General features: G+C 74.2%; 18 protein-coding genes. 5 read left to right on the top strand and 13 right to left on the bottom strand.

The features are described from left to right. Position 1: 1 nt before the first annotated feature. The 3 genes from bcsS to Q8W71_RS10295 form a co-directional block, all read right to left on the bottom strand. Positions 2–739 carry a cellulose biosynthesis protein BcsS gene (gene bcsS, locus Q8W71_RS10305; protein ID WP_305525270.1) on the bottom strand — a complete coding sequence of 246 codons (738 nt, stop codon included), beginning with the start codon at positions 737–739 and terminating at the stop codon, positions 2–4. A gap of 242 nt (positions 740–981) precedes the next feature. Then, a complete protein-coding gene (locus tag Q8W71_RS10300; protein ID WP_305525269.1) occupies positions 982–1,638 on the bottom strand; it encodes a LuxR C-terminal-related transcriptional regulator in 657 nt (218 codons plus the stop codon). Continuing rightward, positions 1,635–4,397: an ATP-binding protein gene (locus Q8W71_RS10295; protein WP_305525268.1), complete on the bottom strand. Its 2,763-nt coding sequence runs from the start codon at positions 4,395–4,397 to the stop codon at positions 1,635–1,637. Before Q8W71_RS10295 ends, Q8W71_RS10300 begins: the two co-directional genes overlap by 4 nt. A gap of 200 nt (positions 4,398–4,597) precedes the next feature. On the opposite strand from Q8W71_RS10295, the gene Q8W71_RS10290 reads away from it, so the two are divergent. Then, positions 4,598–4,912: a PilZ domain-containing protein gene (locus Q8W71_RS10290; RefSeq protein ID WP_305525267.1), complete on the top strand. Its 315-nt coding sequence runs from the start codon at positions 4,598–4,600 to the stop codon at positions 4,910–4,912. A gap of 265 nt (positions 4,913–5,177) precedes the next feature. On the opposite strand, the gene Q8W71_RS10285 is transcribed toward Q8W71_RS10290, so the two are convergent. The 6 genes from Q8W71_RS10285 to Q8W71_RS10260 are packed head-to-tail and all read right to left on the bottom strand — an operon-like array spanning position 5,178 to position 12,098. After that, positions 5,178–5,846, bottom strand: coding sequence for a class I SAM-dependent methyltransferase (locus Q8W71_RS10285; protein ID WP_305525266.1), 669 nt, complete (start codon positions 5,844–5,846; stop codon positions 5,178–5,180). 59 nt (positions 5,847–5,905) lie between these two features. Further along, positions 5,906–6,985: a glycosyltransferase gene (locus Q8W71_RS10280; protein WP_305525265.1), complete on the bottom strand. Its 1,080-nt coding sequence runs from the start codon at positions 6,983–6,985 to the stop codon at positions 5,906–5,908. Beyond that, positions 6,982–7,929, bottom strand: a complete 948-nt coding sequence (locus tag Q8W71_RS10275) for a glycosyltransferase family 2 protein (RefSeq protein ID WP_305525264.1) — start codon at positions 7,927–7,929, stop codon at positions 6,982–6,984. The genes Q8W71_RS10280 and Q8W71_RS10275 overlap by 4 nt, the downstream gene beginning before the upstream one ends. Before the next feature lie 45 nt (positions 7,930–7,974). Continuing rightward, complete coding sequence (locus Q8W71_RS10270) at positions 7,975–9,123, bottom strand: glycosyltransferase (RefSeq protein ID WP_305525263.1); 1,149 nt, start codon at positions 9,121–9,123, stop codon at positions 7,975–7,977. 55 nt (positions 9,124–9,178) lie between these two features. Further along, a complete protein-coding gene (locus Q8W71_RS10265) occupies positions 9,179–10,057 on the bottom strand; it encodes a glycosyltransferase family 2 protein (RefSeq protein WP_305525262.1) in 879 nt (292 codons plus the stop codon). Further along, on the bottom strand, positions 10,047–12,098 hold the full coding sequence (locus Q8W71_RS10260; RefSeq protein ID WP_305525261.1) for an HAD-IIB family hydrolase: 2,052 nt from the start codon (positions 12,096–12,098) through the stop codon (positions 10,047–10,049). Before Q8W71_RS10260 ends, Q8W71_RS10265 begins: the two co-directional genes overlap by 11 nt. A 60-nt stretch (positions 12,099–12,158) precedes the next feature. Between Q8W71_RS10260 and Q8W71_RS10255 the strand changes: the two genes are divergently transcribed. After that, a complete protein-coding gene (locus Q8W71_RS10255) occupies positions 12,159–13,199 on the top strand; it encodes a glycosyltransferase family 4 protein (RefSeq protein WP_305525260.1) in 1,041 nt (346 codons plus the stop codon). Further along, positions 13,199–14,380 carry a glycosyltransferase family 4 protein gene (locus Q8W71_RS10250; RefSeq protein WP_305525259.1) on the top strand — a complete coding sequence of 394 codons (1,182 nt, stop codon included), beginning with the start codon at positions 13,199–13,201 and terminating at the stop codon, positions 14,378–14,380. Before Q8W71_RS10255 ends, Q8W71_RS10250 begins: the two co-directional genes overlap by 1 nt. A gap of 29 nt (positions 14,381–14,409) precedes the next feature. Here the strand turns inward: Q8W71_RS10250 and Q8W71_RS10245 are convergent, their stop codons facing one another. After that, a complete protein-coding gene (locus Q8W71_RS10245; protein WP_305525345.1) occupies positions 14,410–15,393 on the bottom strand; it encodes a glycosyltransferase family protein in 984 nt (327 codons plus the stop codon). A 101-nt stretch (positions 15,394–15,494) separates the two neighbouring features. Between Q8W71_RS10245 and Q8W71_RS10240 the strand changes: the two genes are divergently transcribed. Beyond that, positions 15,495–16,130 (top strand): hypothetical protein, encoded by a 636-nt coding sequence (locus Q8W71_RS10240; protein WP_305525258.1) that lies wholly within the window; start codon positions 15,495–15,497, stop codon positions 16,128–16,130. Between the two features lie 5 nt (positions 16,131–16,135). Further along, a complete protein-coding gene (locus tag Q8W71_RS10235; protein WP_305525257.1) occupies positions 16,136–16,780 on the top strand; it encodes a hypothetical protein in 645 nt (214 codons plus the stop codon). Between the two features lie 167 nt (positions 16,781–16,947). On the opposite strand, the gene Q8W71_RS10230 is transcribed toward Q8W71_RS10235, so the two are convergent. The 3 genes from Q8W71_RS10230 to Q8W71_RS10220 all read right to left on the bottom strand — a co-directional run bounded on the left by Q8W71_RS10230 (position 16,948) and on the right by Q8W71_RS10220 (position 21,820). Beyond that, positions 16,948–18,021: an alpha/beta fold hydrolase gene (locus Q8W71_RS10230; RefSeq protein WP_305525256.1), complete on the bottom strand. Its 1,074-nt coding sequence runs from the start codon at positions 18,019–18,021 to the stop codon at positions 16,948–16,950. 154 nt (positions 18,022–18,175) lie between these two features. Then, positions 18,176–18,535 (bottom strand): hypothetical protein, encoded by a 360-nt coding sequence (locus Q8W71_RS10225; RefSeq protein WP_305525255.1) that lies wholly within the window; start codon positions 18,533–18,535, stop codon positions 18,176–18,178. A 36-nt stretch (positions 18,536–18,571) separates the two neighbouring features. Beyond that, on the bottom strand, positions 18,572–21,820 hold the full coding sequence (locus tag Q8W71_RS10220) for an efflux RND transporter permease subunit (protein ID WP_305525254.1): 3,249 nt from the start codon (positions 21,818–21,820) through the stop codon (positions 18,572–18,574). Between the last annotated feature and the right edge of the window lie 5 nt (positions 21,821–21,825).

Here is a 21,825-nt window from a genome sequence, read left to right as displayed (position 1 = left end):
CTCAGAAACCCGTCCGCAGATCGAGCGTGGTGTAGACCCCGCCCTTTCGGACGTGGTCGTGGACGTAGCCCGCCGAGACGCCGAACTGGAGGGCGCCGAACTGCATCCCCGACAGGTGCGCGCCGGCCCGCCACTGCCGGTAATTGTCGTCGCCCAGCGCGGTGAGCTCCGGGCCGAGGTAGCCTCCGGCGAAGCTCGCGAAGCCGAACCGCAGCCGGCCGTAATAGGCGTTGAAGGTCGTCGCGTAGGAGCCCGTGGCGTGGACCATCGTCAGGGCCGTCGGGCGGGCATAGAAGTCCAGCGCCGTCTTCACGCCGACCTCGGTGCGGGCGGCCGACACGCTCGGGTCGAAGTGCGAGGTCTCGTCGCGGCGCACGTTGAGGCCGACGAAGCCCGACAGCACGCTGCTGTCGCCGACCAGCGCGTAGCCGATCATGCCGGCGAGATCCGCCTGCTCGCCGATGGAGCGCGGGGCTCCGGGGCGCTCCGCCCGGTAGGACCCGAGCAGGCCGTCGACCCGCAGGCGCACGCCGCTGGTGTTGAGGTCGGCCGCAGGCGCCGCGGTGAGGCTGGCGCTGGCGAACTGCGAGCCCTGCGAGCCGACCGTGGCGGAGGCGTCCACCGCCACGATCCAGGCGTCCGCAGGCGGCGCCGCGCCGGTGTACCAGTCCGCCGCCAGGGCGGCCGGGCATCCTTGCGCCGTGAGAACCGCGGCGAGGCCGATGAGCGTGCGGGGCATCTTGATACGCGACGAGACCTGCGTGACGGGCGCAGGATCCGGCGCGCAGCCTTAATCGGACCTTGCCGCGATCCGCGCAATGCAACGCGCAGACGGGCTAGGCCGCCGGGCGGCGGCCGGACCGCCGTCCCGGGGCGGCGGGCGCCGGGCGCCGCCCTCCGCGGCGGTCTCCGAACGGGCCCGTCTCCCCGCGCCCGGACCGGGTCCGGCGCGGCCCCGGCCCTGTGGACAGCGCATGCGAGCTAGGCCGATCGGCCTAGGTCGTCCGCGAGCACCGTCGCGCCGATCGCCGCCGCGGCGGACCGGTTGGCGACCCCGAGCGCGCGCAGGAGCCCGGCGACGTGCACCTTCACGGTGCCCTCGCCCAGGCCGAGGGCGCGCGCGATCTCCTTGTTGGAGCGCCCGGCGACGATCAGGCCCAGCACGTCCCGCTGCCGCGGCGTCAGGGCGACCGGCGCCGCGGCCTGGGCGGGCGCCGGCTGCGCCATGAAGGGCGGGACGTAGATCGACCCGTCGAGGATCGCGGCGAGCGCCCGCACCACCTCCGAGGCGCCCAGCGTCTTCGGCACGTAGCCGTGTCCGCCGGCCGCCAGCGCATCCAGCACGTCCGCGCGCTCGGTCGAACCCGACAGGACCACGGTCTTGACCGCGGGGAAGCACGCGCGCACGCCCGCGATCGAGCCCGCCCCGGCCATGCCGGGCATGCGCAGGTCGAACAGGGCCAGCGTCGCGCCCGGGATCCCGGACAGCGCGCCGAGCGCCTCGTCCAGGCTCCCGGTCTCGACCACGCGGCCGAATCCGAGCTGGCGCGTGAGCAGGCTCGCCATCGCGAGGCGGAAGAACTCGTCGTCGTCCGCCAGGACCGCGACCGGACCTGCGGGCGGGGCATCCGCAGTCACCGGCGTTCCCCCAGTGCGCGGGCGGCGGGCGGTGCCCCCTCGGCCAGGAGCGCCAGCGTCTCGGCGGCGGCCTGCGCGGCGAGACCGCGGGCGCTCGCCACGCGTTCGAGGAAGTCCCCGTCGTCCGTCGCGCGCTCGAGCGCCGCGCAGGCGCGGCTCAGGGGCGCGAAGCCGAGGAGGCCGGCGGCGGCCGCCAGCGCGTGCGCCTCCCGGCGGAGCGCGTCGCGCCCCTCCGCGGTCGCGCCGGTTCCGGGGAACGGATCCCGGATGCGGACGTGGAAATGCGTCAGCAGTTGCTCCAGTGTCCTGGGGCCGAGGGTCGCGAGGTTCTCCTCGTAGCGCTCCCGGTCGATCGTGACCGTCCCCACCCCGGCATCGTGTCCGGCGGCCGGCGGCGCGGCGCCCGCGTCCGTGCGGAGCCAGCGCTCCACGGCCGCGCCGAGTTCGTGCGGCTGGAACGGCTTGCCGAAATGGTCGTCCATCCCGGCCTCCCGGAACGCCGCCAGTTGGTCCGGCAGCACGTTGGCGGTCATCGCGATCACCGGGACCCCGGCGGACGGGCCCGGAAGGCAGCGGATCAGCCGCGTGGCCACCATGCCGTCCATCCGGGGCATCTGCACGTCCATCAGGACGAGGTCGTAGGCCCCCGCCTCGACGGCACGGACAGCCTCGATGCCGTCGGCGGCGACGTCCACCGTGTGGCCCGCGCCTCTCAGCACGACGCAGGCGAGCTCCCGGTTGATCTCGATGTCCTCGACCAGCAGGATCCGGCCCCTCCGCCCGGCCGGCGGGGCGGTCGACGGCGCGGCGGCCGGGCCGTCCGGCGCGCCTGCCGCGCGCGGCAGGGTGAGCGTGAACCAGAAGGTGGCGCCGCCGCCGGCCTGCGAGGTGACGCCGATCGTGCCGCCCATGCGCTCGACGAGCTGGCGGCAGATCGCGAGCCCGAGCCCCGTGCCGCCGTAGGTCGAGCGGACCGTGTCGTCGGCCTGCGAGAAGCGCTGGAACAGCCGGGGCTGACGATCGGCGGGGATGCCGATGCCGGTGTCGATGACGCTCACGCAGACGCGTTCGCCCCAGGGCGTGCGCCCCTCGTGGCACAGCCTGACCGTGACGCTGCCGGCCTGCGTGAACTTCACCGCGTTGTTGAGGAGGTTGAGCAGGATCTGCCGCAGCCGTCCGGGATCGCCGACGAGGGTGTCCGGCACCGCCGCGTCGATCAGGGCGGTCGCCCCGAGGCCCTTGGCGGCGGCCGAGGCGCCGACGATGCCGAGGCAGTCGTCGACGACGGCGCGCACCGCGAACGGCTCGGGCCGCAGGCTCACGACCCCCGCCTCGACCGATGCGAAGTCGAGGATGTCGTCCACGACGGTGCGCAGGCTCTCGCCCGCGACGCGGGCGAGGTCGGCGTAGCGCTGGAGATCGTCCGCCAGCCGCGGGGAACCGGCGAGCAGGCTGGCGAAGCCGATCATGGCGTTGAGCGGCGTGCGGATCTCGTGGCTCATGGCCGACAGGAAGTTCGTCTTGGCGGCGTTGGCCCGCTCGGCCTCGGCGCGCGCGGCCTCCGCGTCCGCCTTGGCCGCGACCAGCGCCGCCTCGCCGTCCTTGCGCGCGGTGATGTCGAGGATCAGCCCGGCGAGCCGCGCCGGTGCGTCCGGCCGCCCCTGAACCCGTCGCCCGATCGCCTGGATCCAGCGGTCGCGCCCGTCCGGGACGGGAACGCGGAACGCGACGTCGAACGTCCGATCCTCGGTGATCGCGGCGCGCACCGCCCGCAGCGTCGGCGCGCGGTCCGCGGGCGCGACGCACCGCATCCAGTCGGACAGCCGCAGCACCGCGGGCCGGTCCGGAGGCAGGCCGTGAAGGTGGGCGCTCTCGGGCGCGAGGATCACGTCGCCGGCCGCGACATCGACGTCGAACAACCCGGTGCCGGCGGCCTCCTGGGCGATCCGCAGGAGTTCGCCGGCCTCCAGCAGCATCTGGCGGGACGCCACGATCTCGTCGATGTCCAGGGCGGAGCCGAGCCAGCCGATCAGCGCGCCGCCCTTGAGCAGCGGCCGGAACACCAGCCGATGCCACCGGTAGGCGCCCGCCGCGTTGCGGAGCCGGCCCTGGATCTCGGCGGACGTGCCGTCCGCGCGCGCCTGCGCGTAGGCGCCCGCGACCGCCTCGGCGTCGGCGGGATGGAACAGGTCCGCGCGGGCGGCCTCGTGGGTCGGGACCGGGCCGCAATAGGTGGTGAACGCCTGGTTGACGTAGATGGTCTCGCCCGTGTCGGCCCGCTCCATCCACACCAACTGCGGCAGGGTATCGACCAGGGCCCGGTAATGGTCGCCCGTCATCCGCGGATGCGCGTGCGGCGCGCGGTCATGGAGCGCGCGGTCGTGGGGGGCGCGATCCTGGGGCGTGCCGCGCACCGTGACGACCCGGTCGCGCGTGCCGGGCAGGTGCCGCACGCACGCCGCGACGGCGCGCCATCGCCCGTCCGCATGCCGGAGACGGATCACGATCTCGTCCGGCGGCCCGATCCGGCCCACCGCCGCATCGAGGGCGGGCCGGTCGTCCGCGTGGACGGTCTCCCGCAGGGAGCGGCCGGCGAGCGCGTCGGCGGCGGGGCCCAGCAGTCCCAGTCCTCCGCGGGAGACGAAGGTCACGCGTCCGTCCGGATCGAGCCGGAGGATCAGGCCGTCGATGGCATCGACGATCTCGCGGCAGGGATCGGCGGCCGCCGGGGGCGCCCCTCCGCCGTCGTCGGCGGTCATCGGCATGGCTCGCCCGCAGGGGGACGAGGGGGGAAGAGGGCCATCGGCATACCAATCGGAGCGCGTGCGACGGCACCGTCGCCCGGGCCGGACTGTGGCGCGCGGAAGTTAACCCCGACTTTACCGTAACTTGCGATTGTCCCGGTGAGAGCGAATTTGACGCGTATGGACGTCCTCGCCCACCCGGGACGGCGGCTGGTATGGACGGCACGACAGAGCGCCGCAGATCGACGCGTTATCCCGTGACGCTGTCGGCGAAGATCATCTGCGACGCGCGCACGCATCGCGCGGCCGTCCTCGACGTCAGCGCGGGCGGCCTCCTCCTCTCCGCGTCGCAGCGTCTGGATCTGACGATCGGCCGCACGCTCGACATCGATGCGACCCTGATCGGACGCTTCGAGGCGCGCATCGTCGGCGTCACGCATCGCGGCATTCATCTCGCGGTCGAGCGGATGCCCGCGCACTACAAGCAGGCGCTCGGCAAGATCTCGCGGCTCGCCAGAACCTGGTCCTGATCGTCCGCGGCGGCCGCCGGTCCCGATCGCGTTGCCCACGGTACACGACGCTGCGAGCCGAGGAGCGTTTCCGACCCTCCACCTCATCCTGAGGTGCCCGCGCCAGCGGGCCTCGAAGGAGACCTCCAGGGATCGCGCGGCCGGCTGGAGGTCTCCTTCGAGGCCTCCGCTTCGCTCCGCCGCCTCAGGATGAGGGGGGTGGTGGGATCGGCCGACGCAGACGCCGAACTGTCGTAAACCGTGCGCGTCGCGATCGGGCGTGCTTCTAATCCGGCTTGAGGATCTTGCACTTGCCCCGCAGCGACCACGGCCCCCGAAGGCCGGCCTCGGCGCAGAACGCGTCGACCGCCCGGGTCACGCCCGGGAAGCGGCCGCCGAGACGGTCGTAGTCGTCGGCGATGAGGAGGCCTCCGGGCCGCAGGACCGGCCACCACGCGCGCAGGTCCGCCGCCACGGACGCTTCCTCGTGCCCGGCATCGAGGTGGATGACGTCGGCGCTCACGCCGCGCAGCCGCAGGAGTTCGGCGGCATTGACCGAGTCGAGCGGCAGCGGCACCACCCGGTCGGCCATGCCCGCGCGCACGACGTTGGCCAGGAAGGTGCGGTAGAGGCTGGGGAAGCCGTGCTCGGTGGCGAGTTCCGCGAACAGCGCCGGGTCCGCCCAGTGATCGACGGCCCCGAGCCACGTATCGACGGCGATCACCGTGCCGGCGACGCCCAGCGCGGCCATGGTGCGGGCGAGGTGGAGCGCGCTCGCCCCCTTCCAGGTGCCGATCTCGACGACCACGCCGGGGCGGAGGTCGGCGACCGCCTCGTCGAGGTAGGGATGCTGGCTGCGCCAACCCTGGAGGTCGAGGGGCCGCAGGTCCGCCGGGGGATCCGCGAACGGGTCGCGTCCGTGCCACAGAACGGCGATGAGGTCCTGTCGGGTCATGTCTCGCTTCGTTCGCAAGGTCGCGCCGGGCGGCGCGGATCCGGGTTCGGCGGCCGGCTTCAGCCGAGGCGCGCGGCCGCGGGTTCCCCGGAGCGGGCCCGCGCGTAGAGCGCCTCGCAGCGGTCGAGCCACAGGTCGCGGGTGAACAGGCGCAGCACCCGCGCATGCGGGACCGCGCGCGGAAGGGCGAGGGCGTCGGCGATGGCCGCGGCCAGCGCCGCCTCGTCCCCGACCCGGACGAGGCGGCCGGCCTCGCCGACGATCTCCGCGGCGGCGCCCGCGGCGAACCCGGCGACCGGCACGCCGCAGGCCATCGCCTCGACCGCCGCCAGCCCGAACGGCTCGTCCCAGCACGGCGTGAACAGGAACACGGAGGCGCGGCCGACCTCCGCCGCCAGCGCCGGGCCGGCGAGATGGCCACCGTAGCGGATCGCGCCGCCGAGGTTCGGGGCGATCCGCGCGGCCCAGTATTCGGGCTCCTCGATCGGCCCGAACAGGGTCAGGGGAAGGCCGGCCCGGATCGCCGCCGCGATCGCGTGATGCGCGCCCTTCACGGCGGCGATCCGGGCGCACCAGACGGCGCTGCCGTCCCCGCGCGCTGCGAAGGGCCACGCGGCGGGATCGATGCCGTTGTGGAGCACCGACGCCTCGGGCGGGGCGCCGTCCGGCCACCACGCCCGCAACAGCGCCCGCGAGGTCGCGGTGATCCGGTGCCCCGGCACCGCGCTGGCGCGCACGAACCAGCGCAGCGCGTCGTAGGGCGGCACGTGCAGCGACGTGACGGTGGGCGTTGCCGCCGAGCGCCGCGTCTCCAGCGGCAGGCGGCTCAGGCCGTTGTTGTGCAGGATGTCGAAGCCCCCGGCGGCGATCCGGTCGCAGGCGGCGGCGTAGCCCGCGTCGAGATGCGCGGTGAGCCCCGGATCGCCGCGATGCTCCAGCCCGGGAAAGCGGCGCTCCTGATGGACCGGGATCACGGGGTCGAGGGCGAAGCGCGGGTCGCTGTCGCCGGAGGCGAACAGCACGACCTCGTGGCCGCGCGCCGTCAGGCCGTCGGCGAGGTGCCACGTATAGGCTTCCAGGCCGCCCGCGAAGGGCGGCGCGATCGGGTGGCGGAGATGGGCGAGGAGCGCGATCCTCATGCCGTCAGCGGCGCGGGCTCGCCGGCCTGCCCCTCGGCGCTCTCCGTCCGTCGGGCCTCGATGGCCCGGATGACCGAGGCCGCGTTGGTGTAGGGCTGGTGGCCCTGCTGGCCGGTGAGCGCCAGATCCGCGGCATCGGGGCGGCGCAGGATCCGGATCGGCCGGTCGGGCGTGTCGTCGATCAGCCCCATGACGCGGAACGCGTAGAGCCAGTGGCCCATGGTGCGGTAGCCCCACTTGGCCTCGAACAGCTCGGCGTTGCGCACCACGCTGTCGAGGTGGTGGACCGGGGGCATGTGGTGCGGGTGGTACTGGTGATAGGCGCGCGCGCCGGTCATCCAGGCGATCGGGATGCCGCGCGCGTCGAGGAGCTTGCCGAAATCCGTGTCCTCGCCGCCGTAGCCGGTGTAGCGCTCGTCGAAGCCGCCGGTCGCCGCGAAGGTGGCGCGCCGGATCGCGAAGTTCAGCGACCAGAAGCAGCGGTAGTCCCGGCAGATCTCGATGCCGGCGGCGGGCGGGCCGCGCCGGTCCGAGTGACGCTCCGCGACCGCGTCGAGGTCCGCGTAGTCCCACGATCCGGCCGTGGCGCGCTCGGGCAGGTGCAGCACCTCGCCCATCAGCAGGCCGTCGAGTTCGGCGAGCCCGCGGGCGTAGTCGGCGACGAGACCGGGCGCCGGGATGCAGTCGACGTCGAGGAAGACGACGGCGTCCCCGCCCGCCGCCGCCACGCCGCGGTTGCGGGCGGCCGCGAGCGGCAACTCGCGGCCCGTCACCGGGATCTGGCGGATCGGGAAGCGCGCCTCCGGCAGGTCGTAGGGCGCGTCCTGCATCACCGCGACGATGAACTCGGCGGGCGGCCGGGTCTGGCGTTCCAGGCCGAGCAGCACGTTGCGCAGATGCGCCGGCCGGCCCTTCGCCAGGGTCACGACGGAAACGGTGGACATGCGCGGCTCGGACTCCGGTGGGTGTGAGGCGGGGGCGGAGCGGGCTCAGCCCGCGGCGACGCGCGGCGCGGCCGGCTCCGCACCGGGCTCCGCCGACGCGCCGGACCAGAGCGCGTCGGTCAGGTCTTCGAGCCAGCCCGCAGCGCGCGCGGCGGCGTCCGGGGCGTAGAGGCCGCGCAGGGCGGTCCCGTCGAGGGCGCGGGCGCGGGCGAGGAGGTCGCGCCAGCCCGCCAGGTCGCCGGGCCAGGCCGGAACCTGGACGGCGGCGCCCAAGCGAACCAGGGCCTCGGCCTTGCGGGTCTGCTCGGCGAAGTAGCGCCATTCGGGCATCACGATCAGGCGGCCGCCGACCCGGGCGACCTCGTGCACCGTGTTGTCGCCGGCCGACGCGATGACGATGTCGGCCGCGGCGAGATGGTCGGTGACCGAGGGGACCCAGCCGAGCTCCCGCAGGTTCGCGAAGTCGGTCTCGTGGCCCTCGCGGTGGGTCGGCCCGAGGGTGAGCCAGAGCGCGTCCGGGGCGGCGCGGGCCGCGACCGTGAGCGGCGCGTAGGGCGTGCCGCTGCCGCCGCCGCCGGTGACCGCGACGACGATCTCGCGCTCGGGGTCGAGGCCGAGCCGCGCCCGCGCCTCGGCGCGCGCCGGCACGCGGTCCACGTTGGTGCACAGGCCGCCGCTGTAGAAGGTCTTGGCGCGCAGGCGCGCCGGGTACTCGTCCTGCTCCAGGCGCTCGTCGAACGGGGCGAGCATGCCCACGCAGGCCTCGTAGGCGCCGACGTGGCCGATATCGGAGCGGTCGCCGTGCATGCGGATCTGCACCGCGGGCACGCTGGCGATGCGGGCCAGGAGCGCGACCTCCGCCGACACGTCGACGACGAGCAGCCCGACCTCGCGCTCGTCGAGGTGGTCGAGGATGCGCCGCATGGTCCGGCGCATCTCGGTCAGCCCCAGGGGGACGCAGTGCATCACCTGCGGCGTCGGCTCGGCGTAGAGCCGCGGGGTCGGGACGGCCGCGCCGATCATGTTCGGCAGCGGCACGATCTCGACGTCGCGGGCGAAGCCGTCGAACAGGCGCGGGTCCGCCGTGAGGATCGAGACGGGCCGGTCGCGGGCGAATTCCGTCGCCACCGCCATGGTGCGGTTGGCGTGGCCGCGGCCCTGGTGATGGACGAAGAACGCGATGGGCTTCTTCATGGCGGGCGTGTTCGGCCTCGGCGTCGGGAGATGAGGGCGTCGGGAGTGAGGGGCGTCAGGAGAACAGGGCGTCGGGCCGCAGCGCGGCGGCGACCTCGGCCTGCGTCGGCGGGCGGATCGTGCGGATCGCCGGCGCGTCGGCGTCCCAGTCGATGAACCCGGCCGCGCGGAACTGTTCGAGCCAGTAGGTCATGCACCAGCGCCCGTGCCGGGCACGGAAGCGCGCCGCGTTCGCCAGGATCGGCGCGAAGTGCTGCAAGGGCGGCACGTGTACCGGGTGATGCTGGTGGAAGGCGCGGGCGCCCGCGACCCAGAAGGTCGGCAGCCCGGCCGCCGCCGAGCGTGCGGCGAAGTCCGTCTCCTCCCCGCCGTAGCCGACATACGCCTCGTCCATGCCGCCCACCGCGTGCCAGTCGGCGGCCGCGAGCGCGAAGGACAGGCCCCAGAGCTGGCCGGGATCGGGTTCCGCCCGCAGGCCGGCCTCGGGGGGCGCCGGCCGGGCCGGATGGGCCCGGGCGAGCCGATCGAGGTCGGCCGGATCGCGGGCGCCCGCGGCGGCGGGCGGCAGGTAGAGGACCTCGCCGAGGAACAGCCCGCGCGCCGTCGCGGCGGCCCGCCTGTAGGCCGCCACGAGGGTCGGCGACGGGATGCAGTCGACGTCGAGGAAGACGAGGAGATCGGCGGCGGCCGCCGCCGCGGCCCGGTTGCGCGCGGCGGCCAGCGGCATCGGCTCGCCCGGGACGAGGACGTGGCGGACGGGGCAGCCCGGATCGGGCAGGTCCGGCGCCGGCGCCGCCTGCATCCAGGCGATGACGAGCTCGCGCGGGGGCACCGACTGGGCGGCGAGCCCGCGCATCAGGTTGCGCAGGCGGTCGGCGCGGCCGCGGACCAGGGTCAGCACGCTCGGGGCGGTGCCCGCCGGCTCAGCCGACATCGGCGAGCCTCCGGCGGAAGTGCGAGACGCCCTCGATGACCCCCCGCGCATGCGTCCTGCGGGCGACGTAGGAATGCTTCAGCGACGCGTCGCTCGCGAGGTCGTCCGAGTAGTTCGCGACGATGATCGCCTGCACGCGGGCCCGCAGCATCTCGATGTCGTTGCCGGAATCCCCGGCCACGAACACGGCGCGCTCGGGCAGGTCGTACAGGGTCCGGACGTGATCGACCGCGGTGCCCTTCGAGGCCGCCGCGGGCAGGACGTCGAGGTAGCGGCCGTGGCTGTGGATGACGCGCGCGGGGATGCCCGCCTCGTCCAGCCGCTCGCGGACGCGCTGCGCGGCGGCCGCGTCGCCGAAATAGCTCAGCTTCAGCGCCCGCTGTTCCAGCGGACCCTGCGGGGCCAGCCCGTCGAGCCCGCGCAGCGCGCCGTGGACCGCCGGCCGATCCCAGTCGACGGCGATGGCCCGGCCCCACGCGGCATCCCCCGTGTAGGTCACGCCGTTCGCGTCGAGATGGTAGATCTCGGAGCCGACCGAGGTGATCATCACCTGCGGCCGGGGGCTCGCCTGCTGCTCCAGCACGGCCATGGCGCTGTGGAAGGAGCGGCCGGTCGCGACCCCGAAGGCGAGGCCGGCCTGCCGGCTGCGCCAGCGCCGGAAGATGCCCAGCGCCGCCTCGCAGCCGATCAGGGTGTTGTCGATGTCGCAGACGAGGAGCTGCCGGGTCGGCGGGGCGGCTCGCTGCGGCGCCAGCAGGCCGCGCAGGAGGACGTGGTAGCGCGCGGCGTGCCGGTCCCAGTCGTAGGCGGCGGCCGCCCGCGCGCCGCCGGCCACGCAGCGGGCGTAGAGGGCCGCGTCGCCGAGGATCCGCAGGCAGGCCGCGGCGATCGATCCGGGCGCGCGCGGGTCGACCAGCAGCCCGTTGCCGCAGGTCTCGACGATATCGTTCGGGCCGCCGCTGTCGGTGGCGACCAGCGGCAGGCCCGCGGCCGAGGCCTCCAGCAGCGTCAGCCCGAACGGCTCGTTGAGGGCCGGGTTGACGAACAGGCCGCCGCGGGCGCGGGCGTGGGCGTAGAGCGCCGGAACGTCGTCCGGACGATGGGTCTTCGGGTAGGCGACCCGCCCGTAGAGGTCGTAGCGGTCGATCTGCACGAGGAGGTCGCGCATCGTCGCGGCCATGTCGCCGTCGAGGCTGTCGATGTCCTCGCGCGTGCCGGCGACGATCACCAGATTGGCCGCGGCCTGGAGCTCCGGGCTCTCCCCATAGGCCCGCACCAGCGCCGCGAGGTTCTTGCGCGCCACGGGCCGGGCGAGCGCCAGGAGCGCCGGCTTGTCCGGGTCGTGCAGGAAGCGGCCGATCGCCGCGTCGATGCGCGGGTTGGGTCTGGCCGCGGCGAAGCGGCCGAGGTCGCTGCCCGGGGGCAGGATGCGGATCCGGCCGGGCTCGTAGGCGGCGTAGCCGGCATACTGCACCTCGGCCTCGTCGCGGGAGGAGGCGATGACGAGCCGCGCGCGGGCGAGGGCCGCCTCCTCGGCGGAGATCCGGCGGCCGAGGTCGGGACCCGGGGCGTGTCCGCCCAGCATCGCGACCTTGACGCGCCCGAGCGAGTGGGCCGTGAACACGAACGGGATGCCGAGCCGCGCCTCGACGAGGGCCGCCACCGTGGCCGCGTCCGCGTAGTGGGCGTGGATCAGGTCCGGCGCCCGGTCCTGCGCCGCGATCCAGGCGACGAGGTTCTCGGCGAAATGCGCGACCTCGGCGTGCATCTCCTCCTTGGCGCAGTAGGCCGGGGACGCGCTCGCGAGCCGCACGAGCGTGACCTTGTCCGAGATGCGCTCTTCGGGCACGGCGTAGGCGGTCCCGAGCGGGCCGGTGAACAGCCGGGTCGCCACGACGATCCGCGCGAGGTCGCGATCCTGCGCCGAAGCCGAGACGAGATCGAGCAGGTATCGGATGTGGCCGCCGGTATCGGCGGTGAGCCCGTAGACGACGCCGTCGCCGCGCAGGCAGCCCTGCAGGGCGATATGCAGGACGAACATCAGACGGATGCGAACGCGTTCGAACGTCGTTCGGAACTTAACCCATGTAAAGAGGGCGCTGTGATACGCGTTGCCCAGGTCGCGCCGAACATTTTTCCCGTTCCCCCGAACGATCACGGCGGCACGGAGCGTGTCGTGCACGATCTCAGCGCTGCATTGCGAAGCTTGGGTCTCGAAGTAACATTGTTCGCGCCGTCGGACAGTGCGACAGACTTGCCCCGGGTCGGCGACTACCCGAGCCTCTCGGCCCTGGAACGGCGCCACGGGCGGGTCGCGCCCGGCGTCCCCGCCGCGCTCGACGCCCTGCAACTGGAGGCGCTGCGCCTGCGGCTCGGGGCGTTCGACATCGTCCATTGCCACGGCGAGTTCGCCCACGCGGCGCTGCTGGGCGAGCGCCGCCGCCGCAGCCTGACCACGGTGCACTGGCGGGTGGACGAACTCGATCGGGCGCTGTTCTTCGCGGGCTTCCCCGACCTGCCGGTCGCGGCCATCTCGGCGTCCCAGCAGAGCGGCATCCCGGCCGCGAACCGGCTGGGCGTCGTGCATCACGGCATCGACCGGGACCGCTACGCCCTTCGCACCGAACCCGCCGACCACGTCGCCTTCGTCGGCCGCATGACCGACCAGAAGCGGCCGGACACCGCGATCCGGGTGGCCCGCGCGGCCGGCCTGCCGATCCGCCTCGGCGGCACGATCGACGCCGGCAACCCGGACTATTTCGACCGCCGGGTGCGCCCCCTGCTCGGGCCGGAGGCGACCTATCTCGGGCCGGTCGACGATGCCCGGAAGGGCGAGCTCCTGGGCAGCGCCCGGGCGCTCCTGTTCCCGATCGACTGGCCCGAGCCCTTCGGCCTCGTGATGATCGAGGCGATGGCCTGCGGCACCCCGGTCATCGCGTGGAACCGCGGCTCGGTCCCCGAGATCGTCGAGGACGGCGTGACGGGCTTCATCGTGTCGAGCGAGGCCGAGGCGGTCGGCGCGCTCGCCGGACTGGATCGCCTCGACCGGGCCGGGATCCGGCGCCGGTTCGAGGCGCGCTTCACCGCCGAGCGCATGGCGCGCGACTATCTCGCGCTCTACCGCCGCCTGCTCGCGGCCTGATGCGCACCGCCCTCCTGGCCTGGGACTACCCGCCGGCCCCGAGCGGGCTCTCGACCGCGGCCCGCGAGATCGCCGAGAGCCTCGCCGAGGCCGGCGCGGAGGTGACGGTGTTCACCCTGGACCGGACCGGCCGCGCGCGGGTCGGCGGCGTCGCGGTGGTCGGCCTCGCCCTGCCGTCCTGCGGCACCCTGGCGCGGCTGCGCCGGTGGGGCTCGGCCGGGCATCTGGCCGCGCCGCTCGCCTTCCGGCGCGCCGTGCTCGACGCGCACGGCCGCGCGCCGTTCGCCGTGGTCGAGGCCACGAACTGGTACGCGCCGGCCGCGCTGCTCGCCGGACGCCCCGACCTGCCGCTGGTGACGCGCAGCTCGACGCCGGCCGCCTTCACGCGCGAGCCCGCCGGCACCCTGCGGGACCGCCTCGACGGGTGGACGGCCGATCGCCTCGAACGGCGGCAGGCCCGGGGCAGCGCCGGCCTCATCGCCAACACCGCCGAGCACGGGGCGGTGATCGCGGGGGCCTACGGGCTCGGGGGCCGGCAGCCCTCCGCGGTGATCGGCCTCAGCCTCCCGCCCGAGGTCGCGACGGGCGCCGGCGGCACCGCCTACCCGCAGGACGGACCGGTCTCACTGCTGTTCGTCGGACGGGCGGAGGCGCGCAAGGGCTTCGACGCGCTCCTCGACGCGGTCGCCATCCTCGGCCGGGAGCACGCCCGGGGCGGCCTGCCGCCGTTCCGGCTCGATCTCGTCGGCGTAGCGCCGGGCGACCTTCCGGCCGATCTGCCCGCGGCGGCGCGGCGGCACCTCCGCGCCCGCGGCCGGATCGACGGCCCCGCGCTGGCCGAGGCCTACGCGCGGGCGCACGCGGTGGTCGCGCCGTCCCGCTACGAGAGCTTCGGCCTGGTCTACCAGGAGGCCCTGGCCTATGGCCGGCCGGTCGTCGCGTGCGCGGAGGATGCGAGCGCCCGCGCCTTCGTCGGCGCGCCCGGCGCCGGCCCCCTCGCCTGGAACGCGACCGGGCCGGCCGTGGCCGAGGCCCTGCGCCCGCTCCTCGTCGATCCCGGCCTGCGCCGGACCTACCGCGCGCGCGCCCTGGCGGCGGCCGGACGCTTCGGCCGGGCGAGCCTCGGGCGGGAGACCCTGGCGCTCTACCGGCGCGCGGTCGCGGCAGCCCGGGGCGCCTGACCGGCGGTCCGGACACGCGCGCCGACCGGTCACTCCGCGTAGGGACGCAGCAAAGCCGCTTCCTCCTCGATCCGCCCGCGGCCGGGATCGAGGGCCTCGTAGCGGCGCGAGCGCGCCCGCACATGGGCCGCGCTCAGGCGATGCGCGATGACGCCGTGCAGCGTGATGAAGCTCCGGGGCCAGCCGCCGTCGAGCACCGGCCGCTCGTGCACCCGCCCGGCGAAGCGCACGCATCTCCGGTTCAGCCGGTACTGGACGTCCGGGAAGACGTCCGACAGCACGCCGTCGACCCTGTTGGCCCGCGCGAGCCCGACCGACACCACGTCCCCCGCCTCGGCCTGCGCGACCAGGGCCGGCAGGAGCCGGCCGGCGGCGGGGCGTATGGACTCGTCGGCGTCGAGTTGCAGCATCCAGGCCCGGCGCGCGAGGTCCTGGAGCGCGTTCCGCTGCGCGGCGAAATCGCCGTCGAGGGGCCGCGCGGCCACGCGCACCGCGCCGTCCGGAAACCCGGCGACCGGCACCGCCCGGGGCGCCTCCGCCGGCCCGTCGAGGAGGATCGCCGCGTCGTCCGTCCAGCCGGCCTGCCCGGGCAGCGCCGCCAGGACCGCGTCCAGCTCCGCCGGGCGGCAGAGCAGGCCGAGCGAGACCGGAGGCCCGTCGGCATCTGCGAGTGCGTAGAGGTCCGCCCGCGCCGCGCCCCGGTCGTGGGGGTGGAGCAGCGCCGCGCGGCCCGCCTCGTCGAGCGGGCGTGTGCCCCGGGCGAGGCGGGTCGCGGCGGTCCGGAGGGTGTAGAGGTCGAAGCCGTAGGGGGCGTCCGGGTCCGACGCGAAGACCGGTGCGGCGAGGCTTCGGGCCAAGTGCTCCCGACACGCGGCCGGATCGGCCCCGTCCGCCAACAAGACGCCGCAGGAGCCGCAGGCGCGCGCGAAGCTGCGGCTCCGGCCGTCCGGATAGGTCAGGCGCCGCCCGCCGGGCCCGAGCATGTCGGCCGCGCAGACGAAGCATCGGCGCATGGTCGTCACCCCGGTGGATTCCATCCGGCCGCGGTCTGGCTGTCCCCGGCCGGCACCTTACTTCGGCTGCTCCCCGCGATCCTTGCCGACCTTTGCCGGACATGCCCCGCGCCGTCGATCCCCCCTCCCCCGACACCCGGGGCCTGCCCACCGGACCGTCGCTCGCCATTGTCGGCAACGCGCCCGGGATCGGCGACGTCGGGCCGGCGATCGATGCGGCCACGTGCGTGGTGCGCTTCAACAACGCGCCGGGCTTCGGCGGCAGGACCGGCCGGCGCGTCACGCATCTCGCCCTGGTGAACCGCGGCGGCCAGACACGGGAATGGCTGGCGGACCGGCACTTCCTGGAGCGCCCGGTTGTCCGGGAGGCGCGGGCCTTCATCCTGCCCTTCCCGATGCTCCCGGCGGAGCAGAACGTTCCCGAGCCGATCTGCTGGACGCGCGAGATCCTGACGCTGCTGCGGCCCCTGGGACGCCCGGTCCACGTCCTGCCGCAGACTCTGCACGGTCGGGCGCACGACCTCCTGGCCGCCCGGACGGAGGGGGGCCCGAACCCCAGCACCGGTTTCCTCGTGACCCTCGCGCTGCTGGACGGCCGCCCCGCGCGGGCGCGGCCGGCGGACGCCTACGGCTTCGGCTTCGCCGGCTGGCCCGGCCACCCCTGGGCGGCCGAGCGCGCGTGGTTCGCCGCCGCCGAGGCGTCCGGCCGCATCCGCCTGCACCCCCCCGAAGGCTGAACGCCATGTCCACCCTGATCACCGTCCTCAAGGGCGGCGGGCGCTACGATGCGACCTGGGTCGAGCGCCTCGCGCGCGGCGTGCGCCGCCACGCGCCGGCCTTCGCGCGGATCCTCTGCCTCACGGACCTGCCGCTCGCGGTCCCGGGAGTGGAGCGGGTGGCCCTGCGCCACGACTGGCCGGCCTGGTGGGCCAAGATGGAGGCGTTCCGCCCCGGCCTGACCGACGGTCCGGCGCTCCTGTGCGACCTCGACACGGTCCTGACCGGGCCGGCGGATGCCCTGGCCGAACCCGGCCTCGCCGCGATGGAGGACTATTTCCACGCGGGGCGGCTCTCGACCGCGCTGCTGCGCTGGCACGGGGACGAGCTCGGTCCGCTCTACACGACCTTCGCGGCCGACCCCGCGCACTGGATGGCGCCGGGGTCCTGCGGTCCCGTGCCGAACGCGGTGCACGGCGATCAGGTCGTCGTCGACCACCTCCTGCGCCGGAGCGGCCGGCAGCCTGACGTCATCCAGCGGATCCATCCGGGCCTGCTCGACTTCTACGATCCCCGGCGCGACGCCCACGGCCCGGTGGTGATCTTCATCGGCGCGGCCAAGCCGGATGCGGCGACCGGATCCGTCCGCGCGGCGTGGAGCGGCGTCTGACGTGCGCCGCGGGGGGACGACGCTGAGGCAGGCCCGTCGTCCGGCGTCTGCGGCGACGCGTCCGGTCCGCGCCGTGAGCGGGACCCGATCGCGGTCTCCGGGACGTTCCGACCGGTCTACTACAGTGGATCGATCGGGAATTCTTCGTCTGGATCGAGGCGGTCGCTCTACATCGCCCGTTTCGGTGCGGCTTGCAGGAAGTCTCGGAGCTGCTGCTTGTAGAACTTGGCCAGGGCGGTGGTGCCGTGGCCCGCGGTCTCGTCGCTCGCTGGGATCAGGTACAGGCGGCCGTTCTTCACGCGCTTCATCGCGCGCTCCATGATCCCGGTCTCGGGCAGATTGCGCTCGTCGTCGGCGGCGTTGATGGCCAGAACCGCGGCCTCGATCCGCTCCAGGCCCGGCGAGGGATCGTAGCCGCGCGACGATTCCCATTGATAGACGTAATCGTTGGCGTCGGCACCGAACGGCGCCGCCAGGCGCGCGTCCACGAGCCTGTCGGCCCGTTCACCCGTCGACCCCTGCTTCTGGAGCGCCAGCGTGCCGCCGCTGGTGCCCAGCGCGAAGAAAACGTTGGCGACCCGCAGGGACGGCGGCTGGGCGGTGTACGCGCCGTCGGCATAGGCCGGATCGCGCCGGATGGTCTCGATCAGCAGCCGGCGCATCATCCAGTTGCGGCCCGCCATCTCGGTCGGCTGCGACGCCATCGGAACGAGCGCATCCATGTATCCGGGGTGCCGAACGCCCAGGATCCAGGCGTGCATGCCGCCCATCGAGTTGCCGATGATCAGGCGGACGTGGTCGAGGCCGAGATGCTCCCTGAGCAGCCTGTACTGGGCTTGCGCCATGTCGTCGTAGTCGTACTTCGGGAACTTCGCCTTCAGCCCGTCGGAGGGCTTGGAGGATTTCCCGTGGCCGATCGCGTCCGGGATGACGATGAAGTACTTGGTCGCGTCGAGCGGCTGGCCGGGACCGAACAGCTCGCCGGCGAAGCCGGGCGTGAGCATGCTGGCTGCCGATCCGGTCGTGCCGTGCAGGACGACCACCGGCTCGCCCTTCGGATCCCCGACCGTGGTGTAGTGGAGGCGCAGTTCGGGCAGGATCTCGCCGGTGTGGAACTTGAAATCCCGGACGGTCCAGTCGCCCTCCTTCGGCGCCGGGTAGTCCGCGGCGCTCGCCGCGAGAGCGGTCAGCGACAGGACCGCACCCGCGGCCGCGATCCGCAACAGGCTCAGGACGCCCATCCACTCCCCCCAGAACGACCGATCTCCGCGTCGGAGCCGTCACGCTAGCGACGCCGGAGCCGGTTTGGTAGGCGAGCGCTTGAGGATCGCGCCGCGAAGTCAGGCCCCCGGACCCGGAACCGCCCGCCGTCGACGCCGTCACGCGGCCGGTGGGCTACCGCTCGAAGCGAGCCTGAAGGGTGTGGCCGTGCACCCTGGTCGACAGCACGACCTTGGCGCCCGGCGGCAGCGGCGCCTTCAGGTCGGCGGCGAGGCGGTTCGGGGCGGCCGGCTTCAGGACCAGGGTCTCGGTCCTGCCGCCGGCCGTCACGAACGCCTTGGCCGTCAGGCCGGCGGTGTCGACCGGCTTGCCGTCCTCGCCGGTCAGGAAGAACGTCAGGCCGGCGTCGGTGGCCACGAACTCGACCGGGTGGCCGTCCGCCACCACCGTCGCCCCGCCGTTCGGGCCGGCCGCGAGGCAGGGCGCAGCGATGACGACAGCCGCGAGGGCCGCCGGGAACAGGTGTGCGCGCATGGTATCCGTCCTCTCCTCGTCGAAGGTGTCGCGGGTTCAGAACGCCCCGGCGGGGGCGCCGCGTTCGGCCGTGGCGGCGGGTCCGGGGCGGCGGAGCACCTCGTCCCGCAGACGCTCCAGGGGCCTGCGCCCGAAGGCCAGGAACAGGACCGGGGTCAGCACCGTGTCGAGCAGCGTCGCGCTGATCAGGCCGCCGAAGATCGCCACCGCCACCGGGTGCAGGATCTCCTTGCCCGGCGCGTCGGCCCCGATCAGCAGCGGCACCAGCGCCACGCCGGCCGAGAGCGCCGTCATCAGCACCGGCGCCAGCCGCTCCAGGCTGCCGCGGATCACCAGGTCCCGCCCGAACGGCACCCCCTCGTGGATCGCGAGGTTCAGGTAGTGGCTGATCTTGAGGATGCCGTTGCGGGTGGCGATGCCGGTGAGCGTGATGAACCCGATCATGGAGGCCACCGACAGCGGCTGCCCCGCGATCCACAGCGCCGCCACCGAGCCGATCAGCGCCAGCGGGATGCTGCCGAGGATGATCAGCGTGAACACGACCGACCGGTAGCGGCTGTAGAGCAGGGCGAAGACCAGGGCGAGCGAGAGCAGCGACAGCAGGCCGATGACCCGGGACGCTTCGGCCTGCGCCTGGAACGCGCCCTCCAGTTGGACGGTGTACCCGTTCGGCAGGTCGGCCGCCGCCACGCGCGCGCGGATCGCCGCGACGACGGCGCCCATGTCGGCGCCCGCCTGCGTGTTGGCCTGCACGACGATGCGGCGGCGGGCGTTCTCGCGCAGGATCTGGTTCGGGCCGTCGGTCTCGCGGATGTCGGCGATCTGCCGGGCCGGCACCCAGCCCGAGGGCGTCTCGATCAGCAGGTCGCCGAGCCGCTGCGTCGTGCGCATCGCGTCCGAGAGCCGCATCACCACGTCGAAGCGGCGGTAGCCGTCCACGACGCGCGAGACCACCTGCCCGTTCGACAGGCGGCTCAACTGCTCGACGAGCGCCGCCGGCTGCACGCCGTACAGGGCGGCCCTGTTGTAGTCGACGCGGATCTCCAGTTGCGGGATCAGCACCTGCCGCTCGACCTGGAGGTCGGCGATGCCGGGGATGTCCGCCATGCGCCCGCTCAGGTCGTCGGCCAGCGCGCGCAGGGTGTCGAGATCCTCCCCGAAGATCTTGAGGGCGATCTCGGCGCGCACGCCCGACAGCATGTGGTCGAGCCGGTGCGAGATCGGCTGGCCGACGTTGACGTTGACCGGCAGCACCGCGAGGCGGCCGCGGATGTCGGCCACCAGCTCGGGCTTGGGCCGCGCCCCGGGCTTGAGGTCGATCTCCAGATCCGAGGAGTGGACGCCCTCGGCGTGCTCGTCGAGTTCGGCCCGGCCGGTGCGTCGGCCCACCGAGCGCACGTCCGGCATCTCCAGGAGCAGGCGCTCGGCGACGAGGCCGATCCGGTTGCTCTCGGCCAGCGAGATGCCGGGGGTGAAGGTCATGTTGACCGTGAACGAGCCCTCGTTGAACGGCGGCAGGAAGGTCCGCGGCAGGTAGAGGGCCGCGAGGCCCGCCGCCGCCACCGCGAGGCCCGCCACCAGCATCACCGGCCGGGCGCGGCCGAGCAGGGCGCGCAGCACCGCCGCGTTCGCCCGCTTGAGCACCCGGACGAGGCCGCTCTCGTGCGCCTCCAGGCGCGTCAGACCCGGCAGCAGGTAGTAGGCGAGCACCGGGGTCAGGGTGATCGAGACGACGAGGCTCGCCAGGATCGAGACGATGTAGGCCTGCCCCAGGGGCGCGAACAGCCGCCCCTCGATGCCCGACAGCGCGAACAGCGGCACGAACACGAGGACGATCACCATCGTCGCGTAGACGATGCCCGAGCGCACCTCGTTCGAGGCGGCGACGACCACGTCGAAGACCGGCCGCGGGCTGCCCATCGCGCGGTTCTCGCCGAGGCGCCGGAAGATGTTCTCGACGTCGACCACCGCGTCGTCGACGAGCTCGCCGATGGCGATGGCGAGGCCGCCCAGCGTCATCGTGTTGATCGACAGGCCGGCGGCGTGGAACACGATCGCGGTCGCCAGGATCGAGACCGGGATCGCGGTCAGCGAGATCGCGGTGGTGCGCACGTTGAGCAGGAAGGCGAACAGCACCACCGCCACCACGACGACGGCCTCGATCAGCACCGTCTCGACGTTGCGGATCGAGGTCTCGATGAAGTTCGCCTGCCGGAAGATCAGCCTGTCCGCGCGCACGCCGCGGAAGGCGCAGGCCTCGCCGGCCGGCTCGGCGAGGGTGGGTCCGGCGGCGGCGGGTCCTGCTGCGGCGGGTCCTGCGGCGGCCTTGCCCGGCCCCGGCCCGCAGGCGTTGAGGTTGGCGGTGATCTCGCCCACCGCCCGCTCGACCTCGCGCGTGAGCCGGAGCGTGTCGACGCCGGGCTGCTTCTCGACCGAGACCACGACCGCGGGCGCGCCCATGTAGCCGGCGTCGCCCCGCTTCACCCGCGCGGCGAAGGACACGTCGGCGACCTGCCGCAGGAAGATCGGCCGCCCGGCCACGGTCGCCACGACCATGTTGCGCAGGTCGTCGAGCTCCATGGTCCGGCCGAGGTTGCGGATCAGGTACTCGCGGGCGTGCTGGTCGACGAAGCCGCCGCCGGTGTTGGTGCCGAACTGCGCGAGCGCGCCTTCGAGCTGCGCCTGGGTCACGCCGAGCGCGCGCAGGGCCGTGGGCTGGGGCGCGACGCGGAACTGGCGCACCTCGCCGCCCATCGGGATGACCTGCGCGACCCCCGGGATCGCGAGCAGCCGCGGGCGGATGGTGAAGTCGGCGAGTTCCCGCAACTGCATCGGCGAGACCGAGCCGCCGCTGACCGCCACCATGACGATCTGGCCCATGATCGAGGAGACCGGGCCCATGGTCGGGTTGACCGTCGGCGGCAGTTGCGGGCGCACCATCGCGAGGCGCTCGGAGACCTGCTGGCGGTTGCGGTAGATGTCGGTGCCCCAGTCGAACTCGACGTAGACCACCGACAGGCCGACGCCGGAGACCGAGCGGACGCGGGTCACGCCGGGCAGCCCGTTCATCTGCGTCTCGAGCGGGAACGTGACGAGCTGCTCGACCTCCTGCGGCGCCAGCCCCTCGGCCTCGGTCATGATCGTGACCGTCGGGCGGTTCAGGTCGGGGAACACGTCGACCGGCAGCTTGGTCGCCGTATAGGCGCCGTAGACGACGAGGATTGCCGCGAGCGCCAGCACGAGCAGGCGGTTGCGCAGCGATTGCGTGACCAGCAGCGTGAACATGCGCG

The organism is Methylobacterium amylolyticum (genome assembly GCF_030700245.1).
Lineage (GTDB): Bacteria > Pseudomonadota > Alphaproteobacteria > Rhizobiales > Beijerinckiaceae > Methylobacterium.
Note: the sequence above shows the minus strand (reverse complement) of the source record. Positions and strands in the feature narration are given on the sequence as shown.